The 24,384-nt window shown below is 62.1% G+C and carries 21 protein-coding genes; 6 read left to right on the forward strand and 15 right to left on the reverse strand.

Annotation, left to right across the window (positions count from 1 at the left end):
* Positions 1 to 20: 20 nt before the first annotated feature.
* From RI103_RS21915 to RI103_RS21930, 4 genes are all read right to left on the reverse strand, one after another.
* Positions 21 to 1,265 carry a citrate synthase gene (locus tag RI103_RS21915; protein WP_310817576.1) on the reverse strand — a complete coding sequence of 415 codons (1,245 nt, stop codon included), beginning with the start codon at positions 1,263 to 1,265 and terminating at the stop codon, positions 21 to 23.
* A gap of 106 nt (positions 1,266 to 1,371) precedes the next feature.
* Positions 1,372 to 1,761, reverse strand: a complete 390-nt coding sequence (locus tag RI103_RS21920; protein ID WP_310817577.1) for a VOC family protein — start codon at positions 1,759 to 1,761, stop codon at positions 1,372 to 1,374.
* Between the two features lie 26 nt (positions 1,762 to 1,787).
* Positions 1,788 to 3,104 (reverse strand): MFS transporter, encoded by a 1,317-nt coding sequence (locus tag RI103_RS21925; RefSeq protein ID WP_310817578.1) that lies wholly within the window; start codon positions 3,102 to 3,104, stop codon positions 1,788 to 1,790.
* A gap of 55 nt (positions 3,105 to 3,159) precedes the next feature.
* The gene (locus RI103_RS21930) at positions 3,160 to 3,918 is read right to left on the reverse strand and encodes an SDR family oxidoreductase (RefSeq protein WP_310817579.1); all 759 of its coding nucleotides are present in this window, start codon (positions 3,916 to 3,918) and stop codon (positions 3,160 to 3,162) included.
* A gap of 311 nt (positions 3,919 to 4,229) precedes the next feature.
* On the opposite strand from RI103_RS21930, the gene RI103_RS21935 reads away from it, so the two are divergent.
* Positions 4,230 to 5,192: a D-glycerate dehydrogenase gene (locus RI103_RS21935; RefSeq protein WP_310817581.1), complete on the forward strand. Its 963-nt coding sequence runs from the start codon at positions 4,230 to 4,232 to the stop codon at positions 5,190 to 5,192.
* 52 nt (positions 5,193 to 5,244) lie between these two features.
* On the opposite strand, the gene RI103_RS21940 is transcribed toward RI103_RS21935, so the two are convergent.
* Complete coding sequence (locus RI103_RS21940) at positions 5,245 to 5,382, reverse strand: winged helix-turn-helix transcriptional regulator (RefSeq protein ID WP_310818536.1); 138 nt, start codon at positions 5,380 to 5,382, stop codon at positions 5,245 to 5,247.
* A 242-nt stretch (positions 5,383 to 5,624) separates the two neighbouring features.
* Between RI103_RS21940 and RI103_RS21945 the strand changes: the two genes are divergently transcribed.
* Positions 5,625 to 6,029, forward strand: coding sequence for a cupin domain-containing protein (locus tag RI103_RS21945; RefSeq protein ID WP_310817582.1), 405 nt, complete (start codon positions 5,625 to 5,627; stop codon positions 6,027 to 6,029).
* 277 nt (positions 6,030 to 6,306) lie between these two features.
* On the opposite strand, the gene RI103_RS21950 is transcribed toward RI103_RS21945, so the two are convergent.
* From RI103_RS21950 to RI103_RS21960, 3 genes are read right to left on the reverse strand one after another with little or no spacing between them, the layout of a single operon-like run.
* Entirely contained in the window at positions 6,307 to 8,547 is a 2,241-nt protein-coding gene (locus RI103_RS21950) for a xanthine dehydrogenase family protein molybdopterin-binding subunit (RefSeq protein ID WP_310817584.1), read from the reverse strand.
* Positions 8,548 to 8,573: 26 nt separating this feature from the next.
* Entirely contained in the window at positions 8,574 to 9,581 is a 1,008-nt protein-coding gene (locus RI103_RS21955) for a xanthine dehydrogenase family protein subunit M (protein ID WP_310817585.1), read from the reverse strand.
* A 13-nt stretch (positions 9,582 to 9,594) separates the two neighbouring features.
* Complete coding sequence (locus RI103_RS21960; RefSeq protein WP_310817586.1) at positions 9,595 to 10,263, reverse strand: 2Fe-2S iron-sulfur cluster-binding protein; 669 nt, start codon at positions 10,261 to 10,263, stop codon at positions 9,595 to 9,597.
* A gap of 769 nt (positions 10,264 to 11,032) precedes the next feature.
* Here RI103_RS21960 and RI103_RS21965 point away from each other — a divergent pair.
* Positions 11,033 to 12,025, forward strand: a complete 993-nt coding sequence (locus tag RI103_RS21965) for a LysR family transcriptional regulator (RefSeq protein ID WP_310817588.1) — start codon at positions 11,033 to 11,035, stop codon at positions 12,023 to 12,025.
* A 137-nt stretch (positions 12,026 to 12,162) separates the two neighbouring features.
* On the opposite strand, the gene RI103_RS21970 is transcribed toward RI103_RS21965, so the two are convergent.
* The 4 genes from RI103_RS21970 to RI103_RS21985 all read right to left on the reverse strand — a co-directional run bounded on the left by RI103_RS21970 (position 12,163) and on the right by RI103_RS21985 (position 16,361).
* Positions 12,163 to 13,134 (reverse strand): ornithine cyclodeaminase family protein, encoded by a 972-nt coding sequence (locus RI103_RS21970; RefSeq protein WP_310817589.1) that lies wholly within the window; start codon positions 13,132 to 13,134, stop codon positions 12,163 to 12,165.
* Positions 13,135 to 13,182: 48 nt separating this feature from the next.
* Complete coding sequence (locus tag RI103_RS21975) at positions 13,183 to 14,526, reverse strand: MFS transporter (RefSeq protein WP_310817590.1); 1,344 nt, start codon at positions 14,524 to 14,526, stop codon at positions 13,183 to 13,185.
* A gap of 76 nt (positions 14,527 to 14,602) precedes the next feature.
* Positions 14,603 to 16,159 (reverse strand): M81 family metallopeptidase, encoded by a 1,557-nt coding sequence (locus RI103_RS21980; protein WP_310817591.1) that lies wholly within the window; start codon positions 16,157 to 16,159, stop codon positions 14,603 to 14,605.
* A 64-nt stretch (positions 16,160 to 16,223) separates the two neighbouring features.
* Positions 16,224 to 16,361 carry a hypothetical protein gene (locus tag RI103_RS21985; protein WP_310817592.1) on the reverse strand — a complete coding sequence of 46 codons (138 nt, stop codon included), beginning with the start codon at positions 16,359 to 16,361 and terminating at the stop codon, positions 16,224 to 16,226.
* A gap of 170 nt (positions 16,362 to 16,531) precedes the next feature.
* Between RI103_RS21985 and RI103_RS21990 the strand changes: the two genes are divergently transcribed.
* Positions 16,532 to 17,335: a class II aldolase/adducin family protein gene (locus tag RI103_RS21990; RefSeq protein WP_310817593.1), complete on the forward strand. Its 804-nt coding sequence runs from the start codon at positions 16,532 to 16,534 to the stop codon at positions 17,333 to 17,335.
* Between the two features lie 24 nt (positions 17,336 to 17,359).
* Here RI103_RS21990 and RI103_RS21995 read toward each other — a convergent pair whose 3' ends face one another.
* The 3 genes from RI103_RS21995 to RI103_RS22005 form a co-directional block, all read right to left on the reverse strand.
* A complete protein-coding gene (locus tag RI103_RS21995) occupies positions 17,360 to 18,310 on the reverse strand; it encodes a LysR substrate-binding domain-containing protein (protein WP_310817594.1) in 951 nt (316 codons plus the stop codon).
* Between the two features lie 80 nt (positions 18,311 to 18,390).
* On the reverse strand, positions 18,391 to 19,683 hold the full coding sequence (locus RI103_RS22000; protein WP_310817595.1) for an MFS transporter: 1,293 nt from the start codon (positions 19,681 to 19,683) through the stop codon (positions 18,391 to 18,393).
* Positions 19,684 to 19,920: 237 nt separating this feature from the next.
* Positions 19,921 to 20,829 carry a LysR family transcriptional regulator gene (locus RI103_RS22005; RefSeq protein ID WP_310817597.1) on the reverse strand — a complete coding sequence of 303 codons (909 nt, stop codon included), beginning with the start codon at positions 20,827 to 20,829 and terminating at the stop codon, positions 19,921 to 19,923.
* 102 nt (positions 20,830 to 20,931) lie between these two features.
* Here RI103_RS22005 and mdlC point away from each other — a divergent pair, with 102 nt between their 5' ends.
* Positions 20,932 to 22,551, forward strand: coding sequence for a benzoylformate decarboxylase (gene mdlC, locus RI103_RS22010; protein ID WP_310817598.1), 1,620 nt, complete (start codon positions 20,932 to 20,934; stop codon positions 22,549 to 22,551).
* A gap of 53 nt (positions 22,552 to 22,604) precedes the next feature.
* Positions 22,605 to 24,056, forward strand: coding sequence for an aldehyde dehydrogenase (locus tag RI103_RS22015; protein ID WP_310817599.1), 1,452 nt, complete (start codon positions 22,605 to 22,607; stop codon positions 24,054 to 24,056).
* Positions 24,057 to 24,384: the final 328 nt, after the last annotated feature.

Here is a 24,384-nt window from a genome sequence, read left to right on the forward strand (position 1 = left end):
AAATCGACAGGCAAACCTCCTCAGCGCTCAACCGCCTTGAACACCCGATTCTTCTCGAGCGTGGCCGGATCGAGCGTCTTTTCGCCATCTTCCCCGGACAGCGTGGGGCCGGCGTCTTCCAATGCGCGCCCGGTATAGCGGCCCCGTGGCCGGATGACCTTGCCCACCCGTAGCTGCTCGATGCAATGCGCGAGCAAGCCCACGCTTCGGGCCGTTGCGAACAGCGCGAACGACGCATCGCGTGGCAACGCCAACTGCGCCGCCAATGCGGCAAGCGCAACGTCGATATTCGGCTTGAGGCCGGTCAGTTCAACCACCTTGTTGATGAACGAAGTGAGCTCTGGAGGCGGATTCAGCACCTCCAGCAATGCGGCCGCCCGCGGATCGCCGTCCGGATAGAGATGATGCCCGAACCCCGCGATGGGAATGGCCGACTGCAAATGATGGACGACGACGTGCTCCGCCCCGAGTCTTCCGACGTCGTCGAACACGGCCCGCACGCGGCCTGACGCATCGCCATGCAACGGTCCGGAGAGGGTCGCGAGCCCCGTGAGCAGGCATCCCGGCAGCGATGCGCCGGTGGAGGCGGTAATTCTGGCGGCGAACGCCGAACTCGTAGTCTCGTGGTCGGCCACGAGGACCATGGCGCGGCGGATGAGTTCGGCGCCGTCGCGGTCCTGGCCCCAGCCGAGCGCGAGCCGTTCATGCACCGTATGTGCATTCGCATCGCGTTGCGCGCCAAATGCTTGCGCGATGAGCGCCACCAGCCGGCCAGCCTCGACATGCAGTGCGCCGTCAGTGCGTCCGAGGGTCGAGTGGCCGCAGGCCGCGAGTGCCGCCAGCGATATGAACGCGCATTGCCTGCCTCGTTCGTCGCCTTGTAGCGGCACGTCGCCGGTTTCGAAAGAGACGGGCGCGCGCGCATTCCAGAGAATGGCCGCCACGTCTTCGAGTGTCGCAGTGTCCGAAAGCCGGATGCAATCCCGTCCCCGGTAATACGGCCGACCTTTCGAGAAGGTGGTGATGCCGCTGTAAATGCAGGGCTCGGCACCGAATATGGTCCCGGCGGCGAGCGCCTCGCGTTTGCGTCCAACCTGTTTTTTGCGGCACAGGCCGGCCACATCTTCCGCACGATAAAGGCTCTTGCGCGGATCATGGGGATCCGGCATGACCGCGATGTTGCCTCGACTGACGTACGCATAGACAGTCTGCGCTTGCACGCCGAGTTGTCGAGCGGCTTCAGTCAGCGTGATCCAGTTTCGCATGGGATGGCAACCAGGTGATGCAGCGGAACGGGCAGCAGGGCGGTTACGATGCGGATCGTGCCTTGCCTGTGAGCGCAACCGGTCGAGCGTCAATAGTGACGTTTTTTCAGGTAAAAGTCATCTCGGCGGGTCGCCGCTCCAGAATCTCGACGAGAATGTCCCCCGGCGAACGCACGAAGCAGGCTCTGACGCCTGGGCGGACCTGCTTGATCGGCTCGACGATTTCCGCGTCGCAGCGCGACAGATGCGCGAACGCGGCATCAAGATCGTCCACGACCACGCCGAAATGGTCGATGCCCTGCTTCTGCTCGCCATGAGGGCGGGAGCTTTGGGCGCTCGTCAGCGATGTGATGAAGAGGTTGATGCCGCCAATGCGCAAATCCACTCGCCCCGGGCGACGCACGATCTCGGCGTTCAGGCAGCGCGCAAACCATGCGGCGGTGGCTTCGGCGTCAGCCGAGCACAGTTGCAGATGATCCCACTTGAATTCAATCATACGATTTCACCGGATAGTCAGAAGCGTCACAGTTCGATGCGGGAAAGCTTCCCCAGCAGCACGGAGTAGGAGAGCGTGCCGAGCAGGCATATCGCGCCCATCAGGTTGAGGGCCCAGTAGAAGTGGCCGGTGTGCTGGGTGATGTAGCCGATCATGAGCGGGGTGGTGACGCCCGCGATGTTGGCCGCGAGGCTGGTGATGCTGCTGGTCAGTCCCACGTACTGGCGAGGCGCGATTTCGGAAACGGCCGCCCACGACATCGAACCGACACCTTGCGCGAAGAATGCGATGGTCAGGATGGCTATCACCAATTCGTTCGACTCGACGAAATTCACGAGCACGATCGACGCGCCTAGCAACGTGCCGATGATAAGCGGCGCCTTGCGCGCAGTGGAAAGCGACACCCCGCGCCGAATGAAGAAGTCCGAGAGGAAGCCGGCCACGAGAATGCCGAGCGTCGCGCCGATAAAAGGAAGTGCCTGGAAGATCCCGACCTTGATCATCGACATGTGACGCGCTTCGATCAGATACGTCATGAACCACGTGGTGAAGAAAACCAGCAGGGTGTTGTTGCAGAACTTCCCGAGGCAAATGGCGAGAACCTGCCGGTAACTGAGCAGCTTGAGCGCCATGCGCCAGTCGAATTTCTCGCGGGGCTTGCGCGCCGCCGTGGCACCTTCGTTGATGTATTGGAGTTCGGCCGCATTCACGCCCGAGTGCTGAAGCGGATCGCGATAGACCCGGTACCAGAGAAGACTGAACAGAATGCCGAAGCCACCCGTTACGTAAAAGACCGTACGCCAACCGTACGCGGCGGAGATCCACAGCAACAAGCCGGTAAACAAGGGCGTCCCAATGTATTGCCCCATGACATAGACGCTGGTTGCGAAGCCGCGCTCCCCGGCGGGAAACCACAACGTCACGGCGCGCGCGTTAGAAGGGAAAGCCGGTGCCTCCAGCGCGCCGATTGCGAGCCGCGATCCGAGCAGCATGTGGTAGCCGGTCGCCAGACCCTGCGTCAGTGTGGCGAACGACCAGCCGACGAGAGACATGGCATAGGCGAGGCGCGAGCCGAGAATGTCGGTCAGCACGCCGCCGGGCACGAGCCCGATGGAATAGGCAAGGCCGAATGCCGCAAACAGTTCTCCCATCTGCATCTTGTTGAGCGCGAGGCTCTTAGAGAGGCCCGGTGCAACGATGCCCAGCGCCGATCTGTCCACGTAATTGAGGATGGTGGCCACAAGCAGCATCGAGAGCACGACGTACCGGACCCTGGTGCGTTTGGTGGTATCCGCGTAAGCCGGGTTTCGCGCCGGCAATGTTTGTTCGTCTACGACTTTCATCGGTGTCTCCATAGCATTGGCTTGTTGTTCTTTTTCTATTTGGCGTAAGGGCGATTTATCCGCGGCCGACGAATGGCATGGTGGTCGCCATGACGGTCATGTTGAGTACATTGGCGTCGAGCGGAAGACTCGCCATATGCACGACCGCATTCGCAACGTGCGTCACATCCATTCTTGCTTCTGGCGCGAGGCGCCCATCCGCTTGCAGTACGCCGCGGTTCATGCGTTCCGTGAGGGATGTGGCCGCGTTGCCGATATCGATCTGGCCGCAGGCGATGTTGAATGCGCGTCCGTCCAGCGCGATCGATCGGGTGATGCCGGTGACGGCATGTTTTGTCGCCGTATAGGCGATGGTATGCGGCCTCGGCGAGTGCGCGGAGATCGAGCCGTTGTTGATGATTCGTCCGCCTTGAGGGGACTGCGCTTTCATCAAGCGATAGGCGGCCCGGGCGCACAGAAAGACGCCGGTCAGATTGGTGGCCACGACATCGTTCCAGAAATCGACCTCGTAGTCTTCCAACGGGACGGCTCCCGCGTTGCGGCCTGCGTTGTTGAAGAGCACGTCGAGCCGGCCGAATGTCTCGGCAATGCGCGAAAACGCGTGCTCGACCGATGCCGCGTCGGCAACGTCGGCCTGGAATACATGCGCTTGTCCGCCGGCAATGCCGATTGTCTCCTTCGTTTCCAGCAGCGGCTCGGCTCTGCGCCCGATCAGCGCGACGCCGAATCCCGCGTTGGCGAGCGCCACGGCGGTGGCGCGGCCGATGCCGGAGCCGGCGCCGGTCACGGCGGCAAATTTCTTCGTTGCAGGCATTTCACTCCTCTCGACAGTTCGGTTGAACACGGGAAGGAGAGTTGCATCCGCGCCGTGCGTCGAGCAATCTTGATTCATTGAATCAACATCTGAGAGCCTTGCCGATGGGGGGCGCACCAGGGTTTTCCTGATGTGCGCGTTGGCGGCAGCACGCGGGACCAAGCATAGAAGAAAACGGATCGCAACGCGCCGGCGCGTCGAGACGAATAGGGGGCGTATCGTTTTCGACTAGTTGATTCATCCAATCAACATTGACGGTCCGGTCCGCGGTTTCGTAGTCTCTCGACGTCTGTCTACTCAAGGAAAAACAAATGCCGGAAAATAACCGCACCAGGCTATTGATTGCGCGAAAGGTTCCCACAGCGGTGGCGATTCGCGCCGAGGCCGAATTCCATGCGTTCGTGACCGAATCCGATATGGATGCGTGGTCTGTCGTCGACTTTTGCAAGAAACACGAAACGCCGGCTGTACTGATCGGCAAGAAGTCCGGTTTACAAGCGGAGCACATTGCCGCGCTGCCCTCGACAGTCAAGATCATTGCGAACGCGAGCGCGGGCTTCGATCACATGGACGTGGCTGCAGCTCGCGAAAGGGCAATCGTCGTCACGAACGCACCCGATGCGTTGACCGAATGCACGGCCGATTTCTCCATGCTGCTCGTGCTGGCGGCCTGTCGCCGCGCGTCGGAATACGAACGAATCATGCGCAACGGATGGGGCAAATCATTCGGAATGACCGAGATGCTGGGTACGCGAGTCAATGGCAAGACGCTCGGCATTGTCGGATTCGGGCGCATCGGACGGGCGGTCGCCAAACGTGCGCAGGGTTTCGGCATGCGCGTGATCTATACGGACATCAACCGTGCGGCGCCGTCGCTGGAAAATGGCGCGACGTTCTACACCAACCTCGACGAAATGTTGCCGCACTGCCAGGTGCTGACGCTGCACGTGCCGGGCGGCGGCGTCCCGTTGATGACGAAAAAGGAGTTCGGGCTCCTGCCCACGGGTGCGGTCTTCGTCAACGCGGCGCGTGGCGGACTGGTGGACGAAGATGCGCTCCATGCAGCGCTGACTTCGGGGCATCTGTTCGGCGCAGGTCTGGACGTGTACCGGAACGAGCCCGATGTCGACAAGCGGTTCGCGGGACTCGACAACGTATTCCTGACGCCCCATATGGCCAGCGCCACGATTGAGACACGTGACCAGATGGGTTTTACGGCGCTCGACAATGTTGCCGCCGTGCTGGAAGGGCGGCCTGCCTTGAATCCGGTCTAACCTTCGCCTTTCCGAATCAGAGCAGGCAATGGGCGAGTGGCGCAAGCATGTTTCAACCACTCGTCCTGGTCATCATCTTCTGGCGCACGCCGCTCACCTTGTCGCGCAGCCGCGAAAAACGCAGCTCGCCGTGCGTGCCGAGTGAGTCCATTACGAGGATCGTCCATTTGTCGACGATCTCCTCGACGATGTGGCGCGCGAGATGATTGGTTTTCTTTTGTGGGTCCTCATCGCGGTGAAGGCCGTCGTAGCAATTTGTTTCCGTAGGGAAAGTATGGAACCGTCAAGTGCCTTCTTGCGACCGCCGGATGTGGCTGAAATAATCGTTGCGTATGTCAGATCGATGTGCGCGGCTGCATTTTCTTCAGTCACCGCTGTCGTGTACGCGGCTATTTGATTTTCCGTTGTGTTGAGATTAATTTGGAGTACAAGGTGTTTAATTTCTTTGACATTCAAAAAATTATCAGCAGCTTCCCTGACGAGGCGGATAGCACAATCGTCGACACCTACCTCACCGACGAACCGTCTGCAAGCTCAAGACTCTTTCGTGTTTATTATCCGATACCTCGCCACTACCACGAAACGTGCGAAGAACATCTGTACCTTCTGACCGGGAAGGTCAGTTTTGCGATTGAGGACGAGGCGCCCCGCGTTCTTACCGCGGGCCAGTTGGTGACCTTTGAGCGGAACACCGTACACGCAATCACTGAAATTCTGGAGTCACCGGCGGTCTTCTTCACAGTGGACGCTCCGCGTCGTGTGCCGACCGACGTTGTGTACGTGAATCCAGATGACGCAAATATTCGACCTTTTGTGACTCATCTGGAAGATATCTAAAGGCTGACGCGTGGTGGAGACCAATCGGCGTTCCATTGCGAATCGGGGCAACGGCAGGCACTCGTGCTAGTGCGCACACGAAAATGATAGACGCCATCAAGGCCTGGCTAGCACTTGCCAGGCCTGCCAGTCGGTGCAGGAGTAATCCTTGCGCAGAAGTGGGAGAAGAAGACCGGGACTGAATCGTCCCGGTCTTTGTGCGTTGCCTTGCCCGGGCAGAGGCGATTGCGCTGCTGGCTGTGTGCCAGCAGCGCCTCTGTCTGAGCCGACGGGTCGACTACGCGGATACCTGAGAAGCCAACAGATCTTCGAGCCGAATCGGAAGATTACGCACCCGTACACCTGTCGCGTGATATACGGCGTTTGCGATTGCAGGCGCAATTCCCGCCATGCCGATTTCTCCGACGCCGCGCGCTCCGAGCGGATTCAACGCGAGATCCGGATACTCGAGGAACGTCACGTCGATCTTCGGCGCATCGGCATGCGTGGTCATCACATAGTCGGCGAGGTTGCGGTTGATCGGGGCGCCGGTGCGCGTGTCGTAATTCGTTTCTTCGAACAGTGCCATGCCGACGCCCATCACGACGGCCCCTTGAATCTGGTTGAGGGCCATGCGTGCGTTAATGATCTTGCCGCCGTCGATCACGCTTACCACGCGGTTGATGCGCAACCGTGCCGTCTGAGGCTGCCACGTCACCTCGATGAAATGCGCGCAGTATGAGTGGATCGATACGCTGGCCGCGTCGGGATCGTCCTGGCTCGCACCTGAACGGCCCCTTCCCACCACCATGTTGATCTGTGCCGGCGCGAGGATCCGCTCGAACGCTACGCCCGCCCCGGGTGAGGTTCCTTTCCGGTAGACCATGCCTCGGTCGAAAGCGAGCTCACTGGTCGGCTGACCCTTGAACGGCGAATTGTCTGCCTGGGCTGCCGCGGCCAGAAGTTGTTGGACCGCTGCCTGTGCCGCTTGCGTGGCGGCCGGAACGAGCGATGCGGTAGCCATCGATCCGCCGGACATCGGACCGGGCGGCAAGCGCGTATCGCCGAGCACCACGGAGACGCGCTGGAGCGGAATGCCGGTCACATTGGCCACCAACTGAGCCAGGATCGTGTAGGTTCCCGTTCCAATGTCCTGGGTGGCGGTGGATACGCGCGCCGTCGCATCCGCGTGAAGTTCGACGATGATTTCTGTCGCGAGGCGCCTCGCGGCCCATGACCCCGCTGCGACGCCCCAGCCAACCACGAGTCCGTCACGACGCATCGACCCGACCGCCGGAGTGCGCTGCGCCCAGCCGAATTTTTCCGCGCCGAGTGTGAGGCATTCCTTGAGGTGCCGTGATGAAAACGGCACATTCAGGCTTTCGTCGATCGCGGGCTCATTGATCAGGCGTAACCGGACCGGGTCCATATTGAGCTTGATGGCGAGTTCGTCGACAGCCGATTCGATTGCGAACAGTCCGGGGACGGCACCCGGGCCACGCATCGAGGTGCTGGGCGCGATATCCCGGCGCGCGTAGGCCGCGGTTGCGCGCAAGTTGGGCGAGCTGTAGAGGTAGCCAGTGGTCTCGCCACAGTTCTCCTTGCGCGTTTCCCGGCGGGCGGTTTGATAAACGTAGTCCTGCTGGAACGACGTGAAACGTCCTTCCGGCGTAACCGACAGGCGCATGCGCTGTTGCGTGTTGGTGCGGTGCCCCACGTTGTGGAACATCATCTCGCGGCTCACCACCAACTTGACCGGCCGCATCAGATTGCGGGCCGCCGCTGCCGCGAGTAACGAGTGGGACCACGGAAACAGTTTGCCGCCAAATCCCGACCCCAGGTATTTCATGATGACGCGCACCTGGTCTTGCGATACGCCGAGCATCTGCGCCATGACGAGGCGGTGATTGACGATTGCCTGCGAGGTTTCGTAGAAGGTGTAGTTCGTGCCATCGAACATGGCCACGGTCGCATGCAATTCGATCGGGTTGTGCGTCTCAATCGGCGTCGTGTAGGTGTGGTCCAGCTTCCGCGCATCGGGAGCGGCCGCGAACGCGGTAGTCACGTCGCCTCGCTGCGTGTCGACGCTCGGTGTTTCCTCTGCCGACATTTCGACGCGGACGTCGGGGCGGCTGGAGGAATACGTTGCCTTCACCGCCCGAGACGCCGCGGTTGCCTGCTCGAACGTGTCCGCAACCACCAGACCGATGTACTGGCCGTAGTAGTAGATGTTGTCGTCGTCGAACGGGGGGCGCTTTTCGTCGATTTTCGTGTCAGGCGCAAAAGCGACGCGATAGAACTTTCCGATGTTCTCGCGTGTGAACACAGCATGGACACCCGGCATGGCTGACGCGGCGGCGGTATCCAGACGCGTGATGCGCCCCTTGGCGATCGTCGCGCAAACCGGCACGGCATAGAGCATCCGGGGCAAGTTGATATCCGAGGTGTAGGTCGCCGTGCCACTGACCTTGAACGGCCCGTCAATTCGAGTAAATTCGCCGCCGATGATCGGCTGCGTTTTATTGTTAGCGAGTTGCATGTTCTCTCCGCTTCACGAGCGTTGCGTCAGGCTGTCTGGGTGGCAAGTGTGAGCGCGTGCTGGATGCAGCGTTTTGCCAGTTCCACCTTGAAGCCGTTCTGGCTCTGTACCCGCGCTGACTGGAGTGCTGCTTCGGCTGCTGCCCGGAACGCCGTGGCGTCAGGGGCGCGGCCGAGTAGCTGGGCTTCCGCCTCTTTCGAGCGCCACGGCTTGACGCCGACGCCGCCCAGCGCGATTCGGACGTGGTCGATCTTGCCCGACGCGACGGTCATGACGACCGCTGCCGAGGCCAACGCAAATTCATACGACGCGCGGTCGCGCAGTTTCAGATAGACGCTGCGACTGCCCGGCGCGGGCGCCGGGAGCGTCACATGGGTAATGAGCTCGCCCGGATTGAGCATGGTTTCGCGTTCGGGCGTGGCCCCGGGCAACAAAAAGAATGAGTCAATCGTAATGTCCCGCTTACCCTGCGCGCCTTCGACATGGATCGTAGCCTCGAGTGCGGTCATTGCCACGCTCATGTCGGAGGGGTTCGTTGCGATGCAGTGATCGCTCGTCCCGAGAATGGCCAGGTTTCGATTGAACCCGTCAATCGCGGAACACCCCGTGCCGGGCTCGCGCTTGTTGCACGGCATGACGGTGTCGCGAAAGTAGACACAGCGTGTGCGCTGCAAGAGGTTGCCGCCGGTCGTCGCCATGTTTCGCAATTGTGCCGATGCACCGGAAAGCAATGCTTGCGACAGGACCGGATAATGCGTCTTGATCAGTGGATGATTCGCGAGGTCGGAATTGCGTACCGTTGCGCCGATAGTGACGCCACCACCGTCGATGGGCTTGATCTGATCGAGCGGCAGGCGATGGATGTCGATCACCTGGGTTGGACGTTCAACGTCGAGCTTCATCAAATCGAGCAGCGTCGTACCTCCCGCCAGGAAGCGCGTCGACGCGCCATTTTGCGGATTGCCGGCCGATGTCTGCGCGAAGTCGATTGCCTGTCTCACATCGGACGCGCGTTTGAGCTGAAAGGATTCCATGCATACGCTCCGCTTAAACTTTCCGTCGAACTTGCTGGATGGCGGAGACGATGTTCGAATAGGCGCCGCAGCGGCAGATATTCCCGCTCATGGCTTCTTTGACATCGTCGTCGCTGTGGCCGTAAGGCTCATTGAGCAGCGCGACCGCGGACATGATCTGGCCTGACGTGCAGTACCCGCACTGGAACCCATCATGTTCGACGAAGGCTGCCTGCATGGGATGCAGCGCGCCCGGCCGGCCGATGCCTTCGATTGTCGTGATCGCCTCACCCTCATGGGTGGCGGCAAGGCTCAGACACGAATTCACTCGTTTGCCGTCGACATGGACCGTACATGCGCCGCACTGGCCATGATCGCAGCCCTTCTTGGTACCGGTCAGATGCAGATCCTCGCGCAAGCAATCGAGCAGCGTGGTGCGTGGGTCGATATCCACGTCGTGGATCGTGCCGTTGACATTCAGCCGGACATGCACCTTGGCGCCATCCGCGACCACGTCCGTCGCGGCCGTTGCGGCGGGGGCGGTGCTATCGGTCTCCGCGAGGGCAACAGAAGGAAGTTGTCCCATGCCTATTGCAACGCCCGCAGTACCCACGCGGCCCAAAAAGGATCGGCGCGTTGGGCGTTCCAACAACGACGCAGGATCATCCTCGCCGGTGTCCAGTTTCTGAGGCTCTTTGTTCACGAATCAATATCTCCGCTGAAGCATGGATGGGGATGCGAACGTTGCTTTGCTGTTCGGCATGCGTCATGGCCATCATACAAATTTGAACTGACGCGAAGATGGCCGTGAACTGACGGATATATGGCGAAGGGGGCATTTCATTGGGCTACAGCGGCGAGTTCCTTGATAAATCGCGTCGTTTTGGCGCAGCCCGGATTGCTATGTCATAGCGGATAGATCTGCATGCAGAGCATGCTGGCAGGACATGGAGCAATGGAGTTCACGCATCGCGCGCGCGTTAATGCTCATGTTAAGAGTGAAGTTAGGCGAACTTAACCCGCGTCGCATATTGATTGGTGATACTCCGTCACGCCCTATGCCGTTGCGTGCTCGCAGATTGGGCGAGGCACGCTTGCGCGAGCGCTGCCCAGCATGACCACTACGAGATGATTCGCACGGGTTCACGGCAATCGGAGCGCAATGGCCGCGATTTCGGGGCTGGTGACAACAGTCCATGAATCGGCCCGGCCGCTAACAAGACAACTATCCGCCTGTCGTTGCATTCCAGCGAAGAAACCGAGCGTGACGGGACGCTCTGGGTGACCCGTCCCCGTGAAATACCGCAACTGTGTTTTGCTGAAATCTTTCTCACGTTGCAGTTTCTCCCCTGCTGGCGCACGATTACCAGGCCCGATGGGCAGGAATCGCTCACGTCAGGCGTAAAAAAATAATGGCGGTCAATAAAGCCACGGACTACCATCGTCGGATTGTTGCACTCACGCCCAAGTCAATGATTTCGACCGAGGACCTGCATTTTTTCATTACGCTTGCGAGCGCGGTGTCGTTGGCGGATGCCGCACGCAAACTCGATGTCACGCCGCCCGCGGTCACGCAGCGACTTCGTCTTCTGGAGAACCGGTTGGGCATGCGGTTAATCGACCGATCGGGCCGGCGCATGGTGCTCACCGATGAGGGTGAGCTGCTTGCGGTACACGCGCGCCGGATCTGCGATGACATCGGCAATTTGTCAGACACGTTGGCGTCGCGGCGCGGCACGGTGGCGGGACATCTGCGCGTGATCGCGCCGCTCGGTTTCGGGCAGCGTTACGTCGCGCCCGCTATTGCGCAGTTTCGTGCCCTCTATCCCGAAGTGAGCGCAAGTCTGATACTGTCCGATCGCCCCGCGCGCATTTCGGATGACACGTGGGACCTGATGGTGCATATCGGCGAGTTGCGCGATTCGTCGCTCATCAGCCGGCGCCTCGCACCTAATCGCCGCATCCTGTGCGCGGCGCCGAGCTATCTGATGCGTCGCGGGGAACCACGGCATCCGGAGGAACTGCTCACGCATGACTGTATCGCGCTGCGCGAAAACGACGAAGACGTGACGATGTGGCGCTTCACGCCGAAAGACCATGGCACACCGGCGAACGTCCGAATCGAGCCGATGCTGACGAGCAATGACGGTGGCACCGTGCGTGATTGGGCGCTTGCCGGGCTTGGCATCATTGCGCGCTCCGAATGGGACGTCGCGGAGCATCTGCATGCGGGGCGGCTCGTCCCGCTGCTCGAAGCGTGGACGCAGCCGGACGCCGATATCGTCGCGCTGATCAACTCACGGCATGGACGCTCGTTGCGCGCTCAGCGTTTTCTGGATCTTCTCCATGCGTCGACGTTGCAACAACCCTGGTTGCCGCGCCCTGGCAGTGAACAAACCCGGAGCGGCACACGCGCACACGACCTGGGTGCTGCTGGATTGACGGCTCGCGCTAACGCCGCTTGACCGGATGTGGCCGTGAACGCGCGCGACGCCGCCTTGATTCGCTCACTTCCGATAGTCGGTTTGCAACTTATCCAGCTTGCGTTTGATGCGCCGATCTGAGCGGCGCGAGTCAGATCGACATCCGGCGACCGATGATGCTACCAGGGCCACGCCAGCGAGGTCGCCGTACCCGTTTCGCAGGCACGCTCGTAAAGCAGCCGCGCGACTGTCAGATCCTGCAGGGCGATACCGGTCATGTCGAACAGGGTGATGTCCTCAGGTTGCCGTTCTATCCCGACCTGGCCGGTGATCAGATCGCCGATCTCGATACATGCAGTGTCAGGCGCCCATTGCGTCTCGCCGATTTCGCGCGCCTGAGTGCGGTCGTCGACAAACAGGCGCACGCGCGGCAGCAAACCTTCTGGAAGTTCGCGTTTGCCTTTGGTGTCCGCGCCGACGCAGTTGAGGTGAGTGCCGGGTTGCACTGCCTGCGCCTCGAAGAGCGGCCCCTTGCCCGGCGTGGCCGTGATTACCACATCGCTGTCAGCCACCGCGGCGTTGCGGTCGGTCGCATGCAGGACTTCGCAAAGCCCGGCGAACTGCGCTTCAAACGAAGCGTCGCGCTCGCCGTCTACGGTGACATAGCGAACGCAGGAAAGCTGTTCGAGCACACGTAAAGCGAACCGGACCTGCACTTGTGCCTGTACACCCGTGCCGAATACGCACAGGCGAGCGCTGTTCGCACGCGCGAGGAGGGTCAAACCCAGGCCGCCGGCAGCACCCGTGCGCATGGTCGTGATTGCATTGCCGTCGATGACGCACACAGGCCGGCCGGTCGTCGGATCGATCAGTAGAATGGTGGCCTGGTGCGGTTCGCCGCCAAGGCCGCGGTTGGCCGGCCAAAATCCCGCCGCCTTGAATCCGAGCAGGCCTTGCGACTGTACGTCGCCCGATTTGATTCCGAATACGCCGCCGGTCACGAGTGGCTCCCTCACAACAGGAAACACCCGGCCCTCGCCCTGGCTGTGAAGAGCGAACGCTTCCCGTACTGCTTCCACTACATCGTCAGGCTTCAGCAACGCCTCGACCTGATGTTTGTCGATCAGGATCAGCTTGGCATCATTACGCATGGTGATACACCTTGATTCTTGAGAATGGTAAATGCAGCGCGTCCGGCGTCAGGAGGCACTGCCTTGCGGCGCGCTCGCCGGCTGCAATGCCGCACGGCTCGTGCGCTCGACCAACAGCACCATGATCGCGGACAGGCACATGAGTCCCGCAACACCGAGCATCGGCACACGATAGGAGCCGGTAAGGTCGTGCAGCCAGCCGGTTGCGTAGGGACCGAGGAAACCGGCCAACGTGCCGATCGTGTTGATGAGGCCAATGCCCGATGCGGCCGCGGCATTGCTGAGATAGCGCGGAGGCAACTGCCAGAACGATGCGTGCGGCGTGTAGACGCCGACCGCGCCGAGCGTAAACGCGGCCATGGCCTCGTATGGCGACGACAGGAACAGCGCAGCGGCGAACGACAAGCCACCGATCGCCGTGGGAATCGCCACGTGCCAGGCGCTGAGTGTGGTACGTCGCGCATATTGTCCCCACAAGAGGATGGTCACCGCCGACACCGCGAACGGAACAGCGGTAATCATTCCAACCTGGAAGACCGTATATTTGACCGCGAACATGTGGGAGAACTCAGCGACGATCTGCGGCAGGAAGAATGACAGCGCGACGACGCCGATATTGATCCCGAAGTAGATCAGTCCGAATGCGAGCACGCGCCGATCGAGCAACGCCAGCCATGCGCTTTTCGGCGACACCCGCTCGGCTTCCTGCCTCTCCACGGCGAGCGCCTGGCTCAGTTCGGCGCGCTCGTCGACCGTCAACCACCGGGCCTCGTCGGGCCGGTCTCTCATGACAATGAACGTGATGACACCTAGCGCGATCGCCGGCAATCCTTCTATGAAGAACATCGAGCGCCAGCCGGACCAGCCGAAGAGATGCGTATGCTCCATCACGAAGGTTGAAATCGGTGCGCCCAGCATGTTCGACAGCGGGATGGCGAGAAAGAGCAGCGACATCAGCCACACCCGCTCCTGACGCGGCAGCCAGAACGTGACATACAGGACCATCCCCGGAAAGAATCCTGACTCAGCGATGCCGAGGAGAAAGCGCAGCGCGTACAGCGTGTGAGCGCTGTTGACGAAGGCGGTCAGCGAAGCGATCACTCCCCAGGTGACGAGAATCCGCGTCATCCACAGCCGCGCGCCGAATCGCGCCAGCAGCAGATTGCTCGGCACGGCAACCAGAATGTACCCGGCGTAGAAGAGGCCGGCGGCCAACCCGAACTGGGAGACCGACATGCCGAGTTCGCGATTCATCGTCAACGCCGCGTAGCCGACGTTTGCCCGATCCATCTGGTTGACCATGTAGAGCAAAATCAGCAGCGGCGCGAGGCGCCAGATGACCTTCCGCGTGGTCTGCGGTCTGATGCGCGTCGCACTCAGCGTATCGTTCATTGGGAAAATCCTCTCGTGCAACGGTGCGTGCCTTGCGCGCGCAGTGAAGACCGGAGATCTTCGCGGGGCAGTTCGTTCATCGCGGTTCGCTCCTCGGCAGGACCGTACGGACCGTCGGAGTCCAAACGGGAATGTCGTCCAGCGGTATCGCGGGCCGCGGCAGCTTTTTGAAATCGAATCGTGCGAGGATCGGGGAAGTCAGACCTGGCGCATCGACGCTCACGATTTGCGCGTCGGAAAAGAACTCGTCGAATGCCGCCCTGAAATGTCCGCGCGACTTCAATGCGACGACGCGCGCTTGCGCAATGTCGATGCCGAACATCTCGAAGAACATCGGCTCGTGACACTGATGCCGCTTGCTGATGACGATGACCGTCACGCCGCCGATCTGCAGCGCGGCGCACGGCCCAAGGTCGAAGCTGCAGCCCGCCAGTTGTCCGCGTCGGCCGACGCCTTTGCCGTCGTGCAGCTTCAACACTCGGGCCGGCGCGCTGAACTGCTCCGAATACACGGTGGTTTCAGCACGATTGAAACGCGCAACGAACGTTTGCGTGGTGCCCGCCATGTAGGCGTCCGTCACCAGGTCGGGATCGGTGATGACGCCGAGAATCGCATCCTGCACCTCGTGCTGGAGTAGCGCCTTGAGCACGAACGGCGTGTTGCCGCGCCCGCCACCGCCCGGGTTGTCAGCCACGTCGGCGAGTAGCAGGGGCATTAGCGTTGGATCGTCGCTCGTCGCTTTGGCGAGGCGGACCGCTTCGTCCAGAGGAGTCAGCGTCGGCGTGAATGCGGCACGCTCTTGCCAGGCATACGATGCAAGATCGTTTGCGACTTGTTGCGCGAGCGGCGCATCTCCGCGCGTCGTCACGAGTACCGTCAAGCCGTTCTTCGGCGTGTCCGCAAACGCAAAGCCGCCGACAATCGAGACGTTCACGATCCGCGGGTCGTCCAGCGCTTCCGCGCGCCGGATCATCTCCGCATACGGTCCGGTTCCGGGGGCCGTCAGCAACTGGGTCGGTGGTGCGCAGACGGGCATGCGCACGTGCGCGACAGCCGTGCGCATGCCGTTCAATAATTCCGTGAGAATGCGGGCGGCGTCGGCGCCGCGCTCGGCCATATCGGTGTGGGGATTGCGACGGTACGAGACCAGCGCGTCGACGGCGTTCACCATCCGGTCGGACACGTTCGCGTGCAGGTCGACGGTGGCGACGATCGGTACCGTGGGTCCGACGATATTGCGTACGAGGGTGAAAACCGCGCCGTCGGGGTCGTCTTCTTCTGTCGTGATGGCGGCGCCATGCTCACAGATATAGACAGCATCGAGCGGTAGTGCCGCACGCAAGCGCTGTTCGAATTCGCGCAGCGTGTCGGCGAAGAATGCGTGTTCGACAGGGCCGCCCGACTCTGCGTTGGCAAACAGGATCGGCACGGGTGTCCACTGGGAGATCGCATCCATGGTTCGAACGAATGCAGGAATTTCCGGCGTCATCACCGGCGCTTCCTTGCGGGCGTCGTCCAGTAGTGAGGCGTCTTGCAAGTAAGCGCGCGAAACGAAATCGGCGCGCGTGGACACCGGCGCAAACCGGTTCGACTCGATCGCGAAGCCAAGAATGGCGATGCGCGGGTTTTTCATCTGTTACTCCTCATCGCCGGCGTCACCCAGATCGGCATCGCGCGCTGGTGTTCTCGGCGGGTCATCAACGCATCATTGCGTTTCTCTCGACGACGCGGCGATTGGCCGCCAGCATGCAAGCGTCGATACCTGAATTGGCATGCTCGCCGAAAGTATTGGTGGCCAAAATGCCATGCGGGTTAACGTTCACTGATTGCTTCATTCACGTTGGAGTTAACCGTTTCGCACTTAAGCAGAGGACGCGGTCGGCGAACTTGGGCAAGCGGACCGCGCGTTGTGAGCGCAAGAAGCAAACTTGTGACAAATCGTCGATGGACCATGCCGTCCGTGCGGCCGAGAATGAATGCTTCAACCAGCACGAAGGAGCATGTCATGGGCCACGCGGAAGTCCGCGAGTTGCAGATTCCCAAGCCAATTGGCGGACGCTTGCCGGAGCCGCCGGTATTCGCCAGCCTCGACGATGAACGGCAGCATCGCAAGCTCAAACTCGCTGCGGCCTTTCGCATCTTCGCGAGATTCGGGCTCGCCGAAGGCATAGCCGGACATATCACGGTCCGCGATCCGGAGTTTCACGACCGCTTCTGGGTCAACCCGTACGCACAGCATTTTTCGTCGATCCATCCCGACGATCTCGTTTGCATCGACGAGGATGCCAATGTTTATCACGGGACCGGACCCGTGAACGCCGCTGCGGCGGCGATTCACTGCGGCATTCATGCCGCGAATCCGGATGTCGTTGCAGCGGCCCACACGCACACGCCTTTCGGTCGCGCGTTTTCCGCGCGCGCACGGCTGCTTGCTCCGCTCAATCAGGAAGCCTGTCTTTTCCACGAAGATCACGTGCTGTTTCGTGGCGACGTCGTCGTGCTCGCCACCGAAGAAGGTCGCCGGATCGCCGAGACGATGGGCACGAAGCGCGCCGCCATTCTGCTCAATCATGGCCTGCTGACTGTCGGTTCATCGGTCGATGCCGCGGCGTACCGCTTCATTGCAATGGAGCGTTGCTGCCAGGTGCAGTTGCTGGCCGAGGCGGCAGGCCCTATCGAGCCGCTATCTGACGAGGACGCACGGACAACGCGCGCGCAACTGGGATCCGACTACGTCGCATGGCTCAACTTCCAGGGGCTCTATCAGCAACTCCTGCGCGACAACCCCGATCTGCGCGAACTCGCGTGAACACGGACGTCCTCGCGGACGTGCTCAGTGTGGCGCAAGCGTCGTTTCGAAGGCTGCCGTGCGCTCGCGGTGGCAGCCTTCGCGATAGTCGCGCACGGCCGCACTCAACCATTGATCGAAGCGTTTAAGCGGCTCCCAGTCACGTTTCTGCTCGGGAAACGAGTAGTAGACCGTCTCCGGATTCGGAATTGAATGTGGATGCACCTGGACGAGTGCGCCGCTGCGCAGCTCCCGTTCGATCAGGATACGCGGAAGCAAGGCCACGCCCAGTCCGGAAATCGCGGCGTTGATTGCCATGATGAACATGTCGTAGTGCTGGTTCGCCGCGCTATGCTCGATGGTCTGCGTGGACGCGCTTTCGGACCATGCAAGCCACGCGCGCGGAAGATCGCGGGTGTGAATCCAGGGCAGCGCGCCGATTTTTTCGCTGCTCAGGCTATCGTGCCTGCCGGCCAACCCCGGCGCACAGACTGCCAGAATCTTGTCGTCGCTTACGAGCGGCCGTCCTGGCATGGCGGGCCACAGGCTCTGTCCGAAATAGATCGCGGCATCGAAGCTCGAATTGTCGAAGAACGTCGGCTGGTCGCGGCCCATGATGTGAAGTTGCAGGTCCGGATTGAGCGCGTAGAAATCATGCAGACGCGGAATCAGCCATTGAGACGCGAACGTGACGCCGACGGCCAACTGGAGCTTCACTTCACTTTGCTTGCGCATCAGTTCGAGCGTATCGCGGCGAATCTGGTCGAGATGGACGCGGATCCGCCGCGCGTACTCCGCGCCCGCCGGCGACAGTACCAGCCGCTGACGTACCCGCTCGAAGAGCGGAATGCCCAGATGCGCCTCGAGCTCATTCACCTTTTTGCAGACCGCGCCATGCGTCTGCGACAGCTCGGCTGCGGCCTTGGAAAAACTTTCGTGTCGCGCCGCGGCTTCAAAAGCTTGCAGCGCACTGAGACTGGGAACACCGCGGCGCATCGGGAATCCTTGCTGGCGAGAAGAAATGGGCAATGGATCCTTCGATGATAGTCCTAAGGACGGTGAGGCGCAGACCATGGCTATTCGCTGACAAACCGCGGCTGGCCGACTTTGCGCCAACGGGTCTCGAGCAGCGTGACCGTGATCGAGGCGATCACCATCGTCGCGGCAATGCCGACAAAGGCGAGCACGAACGTGCCGGTCGTATCCTTTACCCAACCGATAAAATACGGCAGCAAAAATCCTGACGATACCCCGATGCTCGTGATCAGCGCGATGCCGGCCGCTGCGGCGCGATCGGTGAGGATGCGGCTGGGCAACTGCCAGAAGGTGGTGATGCTGCAGAAGCAGGCAGACGCGCCAATCGATAGCGCAATGATCGACTGATAGGGAGACTTCAGCAGCAGGGCCACCGAGAGCGCGGCCGCGCACACCAGCAGGGGGCCGGCCACGTGCCGGGCGCCGACGTCGTGGCGGCTCACCACGCGGCCCCAGATCAGCATCGCGATGACGGCAACGCCGAATGGAATGGCCGTGATCAGCCCGATATCCATGAGGCTGTACTTCACCCCAAAAGAGCTTTCAAACGTCTTGATGACTTGCGGCAGGAAATAGAGCAGGCCGATGATGCCGGCGTTGGTGCCGAAGTAGACGATACCGAGCGCCCAGACTTTCGGATTGCCGAGCGCCTTCCAGGCGCTGGACGGCGAGGTGGCGGCCGCTGCCTCGGCCCGTTCGGCGGCTAGCGCCGCGGCGATTTCACTCTTTTCCGCAGCGGAAAGCCAACGGGAGCGGGACGGGTCGTCCGTCAGCCAGAAATAGGCAATCCCGGCCAGGATCATCGCGGGGAAGCCCTCCAGCAGAATCATTGCGCGCCAGCCGGTGATACCGAACACGTTCGCATGCGCCATCAGCCAGGTGGACACGGGCGCCCCGAGCACGCCGGTCAGCGGGATGGCGGTCACGAACAGGGACATCATCCATACGCGGTTACGCGCCGGCATCCACAGCGTGAGGTAATACACCATGCCCGGAAACAGGCCAGCTTCGAACGCGCCAAGAAAGAAGCGGGCGATATAGAGCCAGCGGGAGTCGGGGACGAAGCTCGTCAGCGAGGAGAGCAGACCCCAGCTCAGCAGAATGCGCGTCATCCACAGCCGCGCGCCGAACCGATGCATGCACAGGTTGCTCGGCACTTCGAACAGGATATAGCCGAGAAAAAACAGGCTCGCGGCGAAGCCGTATTGCGCCGTCGTCATGTGAAGCTCGGCGTTCATGGTTAGCGCCGCGTAGCCGATATTGGCGCGGTCAAGCTGGTTCGCGATATACATCACGATCATCAGCGGCGCGAGCCGCCAGGCGATCCGTTTCATCAAGCGATCGGAAATCGCAGGTTTGCGCGGCCCAAAATCCATGGCTTCCTCCAGAATTACCGTTGCCAAATGCTGTCGAGGATGATTAAGCGCCCTGACCGAGGGTACGACAATGCACGAAAAATATTGACTTTGTGAGCAAACGTCACAGGGTAGAAAGGGCGCGTTCCGCAGGCATGTTGTCGGCCGGGCGAGTGTCTGTGCCGGTCGGGATCATCGGCGGCGCCGCGCGTGCGATCAGGTCTGGGACGCGGTCAACATCCGCAGCTGCTCCAGCAACTTCACTGCTGGGCTAGGCAAAATTCCCTGACGCCGTCGGAAGGCCGTCAACGTGCGGCGTCCCACCAGGCCGGCAATCGTTAGCGTATCGAACACGCCGGCTGCGGCCTCGGTGTCGTACATCGGCGTGGCCATCCAGCTCAGAAATCCCGCGCGCGTCACGAGGCTTTTCAGCACGGTGATCGAGCGCGTCTCGACCGCGATCGGCGGCATGCCGAGCCCGTGCTCCGCAAACACATGTTGCATGTGCTCGAACGGACCCGTGCCGCGCGGCGGCACGCACCACCGCTGATCGAGCGTGTCGGCGAGGCGCAGGTCCGCTTTGCGCCGCAGCGGATGATCGAGCGCGGCGACCACGTAGCTCGTGTCTTCCCACCGGCAATCGGTAATCGCCGTGATCTCGTCCGTGTCGGGCACCGCCATGCTGAGCGCGAGGTCGATCTCGTGCTTCATCAGGCTATCGGCAAGCCGGTCCCACACACCCTCCATGATCTCCACGCGCAGATTCGGCCAGCGCGCGAGCACGCCGCTCACCGCGAGCGGCAGCACGAGCGTGGCGATGCTCGCCACCGCGCCGACACGGATGGTGCCTTTGGCGAGACCGCGCATCGCGTCGATTTCCTCGCGCGCGTGCTCGGCTTCGCGTTGCAGCAGGGTGGCGTGCGGCAGCAGCGCGCTGCCGATCGCAGTAAGCTGCATGCCCTTCGAGTGTCGTTCGAACAGCGGCGCGCCGACCTGATCCTCGAGCCGTTTGATGGTGCGGCTCAGCGCGGGTTGCGTGACGTGCAGCGCTTCCGCCGCACGGCCAAGACTGCCGCTCGCGACGATGGTGGCGAACGCATGTAATTGCTGGAGGTTGAAAGTCATGCTTAAAAGTAATGTCTTTTCTCAAAAAAGGCAATTTCCAATCAACCTCGCGCTTCCGATAATGAGCCATCAAGAAACGGCGCTCATCGACAGGAGAGAAGTATGACCAGCAACGCGCCCCGTTCAGAGGCATCGAGAACCGCCCCATCCGTACCGTTCACGGTGCGCCACGCCGTGATCGATCTCATGCGCCGACTGGGCATGACGTCGGTATTCGCCAATCCCGGCTCGACGGAATTGCCGCTGTTCCGCGATTTTCCGGACGATTTCCGCTATGTGCTGGGCTTGCAGGAAGCCGTCGTGGTCGGCATGGCGGACGGTTACGCGCAGGCGAGCCGCAACGCGTCGTTCGTCAATCTTCATTCGGCGGCGGGCGTCGGCAATGCGATGGGCAACATCTTCACGGCGTTCCGCAACCGCACGCCGATCGTCATCACCGCGGGTCAGCAGGCTCGCTCGATTCTGCCGTTCGACCCGTTCCTCGCGTCGACGCAGGCCACCGAATTGCCGAAGCCGTACGTCAAATGGAGCATCGAACCGGCGCGCGCCGAAGACGTGCCGCTCGCGATCGCGCGGGCTTATCACGTAGCCATGCAGGAGCCGCGCGGACCCGTGCTGGTGTCGATTCCCGTCGACGACTGGGACCGTCCCGCCGAGCCGGTGCCGGAGCGTGTGGTCAGCACGGAAACGCGGCCTGAGCCGTTCGTACTCGCGCAGATCGGCGCCGCGCTCGATGCCTGCGAGCGGCCGGCTTTCGTGGTGGGCGGCGCGGTCGATCGCGCCGGCGGCTGGAACGAAGTGGTGAGCCTCGCCGAACGCCACAACGCCCGCGTGTTCGTCGCGCCGATGACGGGCCGCAGCGCTTTTCCCGAGGACCATCGCCTGTTTGCCGGCTTCTTGCCGGCCATGCGCGAGAAGATCGTCGAACTGCTCGGCGGCCACGATCTGATCTTTGTGATCGGCGCGCCGGCGTTCACGTATCACGTCGAAGGATACGGCCCGCATATACCCGAGGGCGCAACGCTATGCCAACTGATCGACGATCCCGCGATCGCGGCGTGGGCGCCGCTCGGCATCGCGGCGGTCGGCAACATCCGTCTCGGCGTGGCCGATCTGCTGACGCGGCCCGCGCCGAAGTCGCGCGCCTTGCCCGCGCCGCGCCCGGCGCGGCCGCGCGCCGAGCCGTCGCCGTTGATGTCAATCGAGTTCGCGTTGCAGACGCTCGCGGAAGTGCGCGACGCAGACGACATCGTGGTCGAGGAAGCGCCGAGTTCGCGCCCGGCGCTGCAGAACTATCTGCCGTTCACGCACAGCGGCACCTTCTACACGATGGACAGCGGCGGTCTCGGCTACGGCATGCCGGCTGCTGTCGGCGTGGCGCTGGCCAAACCCGGTACGCGGGTGATCGGCCTGCTCGGCGACGGCTCGAGCATGTATTCGATCCAGGCGGTCTACAGCGCCGTGCAGATGAAGCTGCCGATCACCTTCGTGATCCTGAACAATTCACGCTACGCCGCGCTGCAGGACTTCGCGCCTGAGTTCGGCTTCGGTCCCGCCGATCCGGTGCAGGGTACCGATCTGCCTGGACTCGATTTCGTCGCGCTGGCCGCCGGCATGGGCTGCCAGGGCGTGCGCGTGACCGAAGCGGAACGCCTGCACGACGTGTTGCGCGATGCGTTGGCTTCATCGACACCGAGGCTGGTTGAAATCGTGGTGGCGTGAGCTTCAGCGCGAACCACGTACGCACTGATAAAACTTTCCGCAGGAGACAAACGATGCAAAGCATTTCAATGCTGATCAACGGCGCGTCCGTGCAAGCCAGCAACGGCGCGACCTTCGAACGCCGCAATCCGCTCGATGGCGAAGTGGCGACGCGCGCGCCGGCAGCGACCGTCGCCGATGCGGTGGCGGCCGCCGACGCCGCAGCCGCCGCGTTTCCTGCATGGTCGGCCATGGGGCCGAGCGAGCGCCGTGCGTTGTTGATGAAGGCCGCGCACGCCCTGGAAACTCGCAGCGAGGCATTCGCCAAGATGATGGCGGCGGAGACTGGCGCGTCGGCAATGTGGGCGGCCTTCAACGTCCATCTCGCCGCGGGCGGCTTGATCGAGGCGGCGGCGTTGACCACGCAGATCGGCGGCGAACTGATTCCGTCCGACGTCCCCGGCAGTCTCGCGATGGGCGTGCGCCAGCCGGCCGGCGTCGTTCTCGGCATCGCGCCGTGGAATGCGCCGGTGATCCTCGCGGTGCGCGCGATTGCGTTGCCGCTCGCGTGCGGCAATACCGTGGTGCTGAAGGGCTCGGAAGTCTGCCCAGGCACGCACGGCCTGATCATCGAAGTCCTGCAGGAAGCAGGCTTGCCGAAGGGCGTCGTGAACTTCGTCACCAATGCGCCGGCCGACGCGGGTGTGGTGGTCGAAGCGTTGATCGCGCATCCGAAAGTGCGGCGCGTCAACTTCACCGGCTCCACACATGTCGGCAAGATCATCGCGTCGACGTGCGCGCGTTATCTGAAGCCGTCGGTGCTGGAGTTGGGTGGCAAGGCGCCGTTGATCGTGCTCGACGACGCCGACCTGGACGCAGCGGTCGACGCCGCCGCGTTCGGCGCATTCGCCAACTCGGGGCAGATCTGCATGTCGACGGAACGCATCATCATCGATGAGCGGATTGCCGATCGGTTCGTCGCCCAGCTTGCGCAGAAAGCGCGTGGACTGCCGCTCGGGGATCCGCGCAAGGGACCGGTGGTGCTGGGTTCGGTCGTCGATATGAGTACCGTGGAGCGCTGCAATGCGCTGATCGACGACGCACTCGCCAAAGGTGCGACCCTCGTCTGCGGCGGCAAGGCCGACAGCACGCTGATGCCCGCCACGCTACTCGATCACGTGACGCCGGCCATGCGCATCTATGCCGATGAATCGTTCGGGCCGGTGAAGGGCATCGTGCGCGTGCAGGGCGAAGACGAAGCCGTGGCCTGCGCGAACGACAACGAATATGGGCTGTCGTCGGCGGTGTTCAGCCGCGATGTGGCGCGCGCGATGAACGTCGCGAGGCGCATTGAAGCGGGGATCTGCCACGTCAACGGGCCGACCGTTCACGACGAAGCGCAGATGCCTTTCGGTGGGGTGAAAGGCAGCGGCTTCGGGCGCTTCGGCGGCCAGGCGGGGATCGCCGAATTCACCGATCTGCGCTGGATGACGGTGCAGACCACGCCGCGGCATTACCCGTTCTGAAGCGCCGGGCGAAGTAGCTGTAGTTGCGGCTACGGCTACGGCTTTAGCGGAAGCCGCGAGCCCCTAGTGCTTGCAGCGAATCCTCGCATCGAAAAGCCATGCATGCACGTCATGAGTTTTGCGCGAAACGGCAATGTCGAAAGCCGCTTGCGTGCTCGCATACTGACGATGCAGCGTGACCACGACAACATGACGACAACGACGCGTCGAGAAAAGTGCGGCGGCCAGACCGCAGACAAAACAGGAGACAGCTGAATGACAAGTTATGTACCACCAGCCGGCGCGGCGAGCGCGGCAGGCGCCGCCGACGTGCCCCTCGCCGGCCATC

Source organism: Paraburkholderia sp. FT54 (assembly GCF_031585635.1).
In the GTDB taxonomy this organism is placed as follows: domain Bacteria; phylum Pseudomonadota; class Gammaproteobacteria; order Burkholderiales; family Burkholderiaceae; genus Paraburkholderia.

What these genes read in the sequence shown, in the direction of transcription:
- RI103_RS21915 (WP_310817576.1), bottom strand. Translation starts at nt 1,265, where the DNA reads ATGCGAAACTGGATCACGCTGACTGAAGCCGCTCGACAACTCGGCGTG.
- RI103_RS21920 (WP_310817577.1), bottom strand. Translation starts at nt 1,761, where the DNA reads ATGATTGAATTCAAGTGGGATCATCTGCAACTGTGCTCGGCTGACGCC.
- RI103_RS21925 (WP_310817578.1), bottom strand. Translation starts at nt 3,104, where the DNA reads ATGAAAGTCGTAGACGAACAAACATTGCCGGCGCGAAACCCGGCTTAC.
- RI103_RS21930 (WP_310817579.1), bottom strand. Translation starts at nt 3,918, where the DNA reads ATGCCTGCAACGAAGAAATTTGCCGCCGTGACCGGCGCCGGCTCCGGC.
- RI103_RS21935 (WP_310817581.1), top strand. Translation starts at nt 4,230, where the DNA reads ATGCCGGAAAATAACCGCACCAGGCTATTGATTGCGCGAAAGGTTCCC.
- RI103_RS21950 (WP_310817584.1), bottom strand. Translation starts at nt 8,547, where the DNA reads ATGCAACTCGCTAACAATAAAACGCAGCCGATCATCGGCGGCGAATTT.
- RI103_RS21955 (WP_310817585.1), bottom strand. Translation starts at nt 9,581, where the DNA reads ATGGAATCCTTTCAGCTCAAACGCGCGTCCGATGTGAGACAGGCAATC.
- RI103_RS21965 (WP_310817588.1), top strand. Translation starts at nt 11,033, where the DNA reads ATGATTTCGACCGAGGACCTGCATTTTTTCATTACGCTTGCGAGCGCG.
- RI103_RS21970 (WP_310817589.1), bottom strand. Translation starts at nt 13,134, where the DNA reads ATGCGTAATGATGCCAAGCTGATCCTGATCGACAAACATCAGGTCGAG.
- RI103_RS21975 (WP_310817590.1), bottom strand. Translation starts at nt 14,526, where the DNA reads ATGAACGATACGCTGAGTGCGACGCGCATCAGACCGCAGACCACGCGG.
- RI103_RS21980 (WP_310817591.1), bottom strand. Translation starts at nt 16,159, where the DNA reads ATGAAAAACCCGCGCATCGCCATTCTTGGCTTCGCGATCGAGTCGAAC.
- RI103_RS21985 (WP_310817592.1), bottom strand. Translation starts at nt 16,361, where the DNA reads ATGAAGCAATCAGTGAACGTTAACCCGCATGGCATTTTGGCCACCAAT.
- RI103_RS21990 (WP_310817593.1), top strand. Translation starts at nt 16,532, where the DNA reads ATGGGCCACGCGGAAGTCCGCGAGTTGCAGATTCCCAAGCCAATTGGC.
- RI103_RS21995 (WP_310817594.1), bottom strand. Translation starts at nt 18,310, where the DNA reads ATGCGCCGCGGTGTTCCCAGTCTCAGTGCGCTGCAAGCTTTTGAAGCC.
- RI103_RS22000 (WP_310817595.1), bottom strand. Translation starts at nt 19,683, where the DNA reads ATGAAACGGATCGCCTGGCGGCTCGCGCCGCTGATGATCGTGATGTAT.
- RI103_RS22005 (WP_310817597.1), bottom strand. Translation starts at nt 20,829, where the DNA reads ATGACTTTCAACCTCCAGCAATTACATGCGTTCGCCACCATCGTCGCG.
- mdlC (WP_310817598.1), top strand. Translation starts at nt 20,932, where the DNA reads ATGACCAGCAACGCGCCCCGTTCAGAGGCATCGAGAACCGCCCCATCC.
- RI103_RS22015 (WP_310817599.1), top strand. Translation starts at nt 22,605, where the DNA reads ATGCAAAGCATTTCAATGCTGATCAACGGCGCGTCCGTGCAAGCCAGC.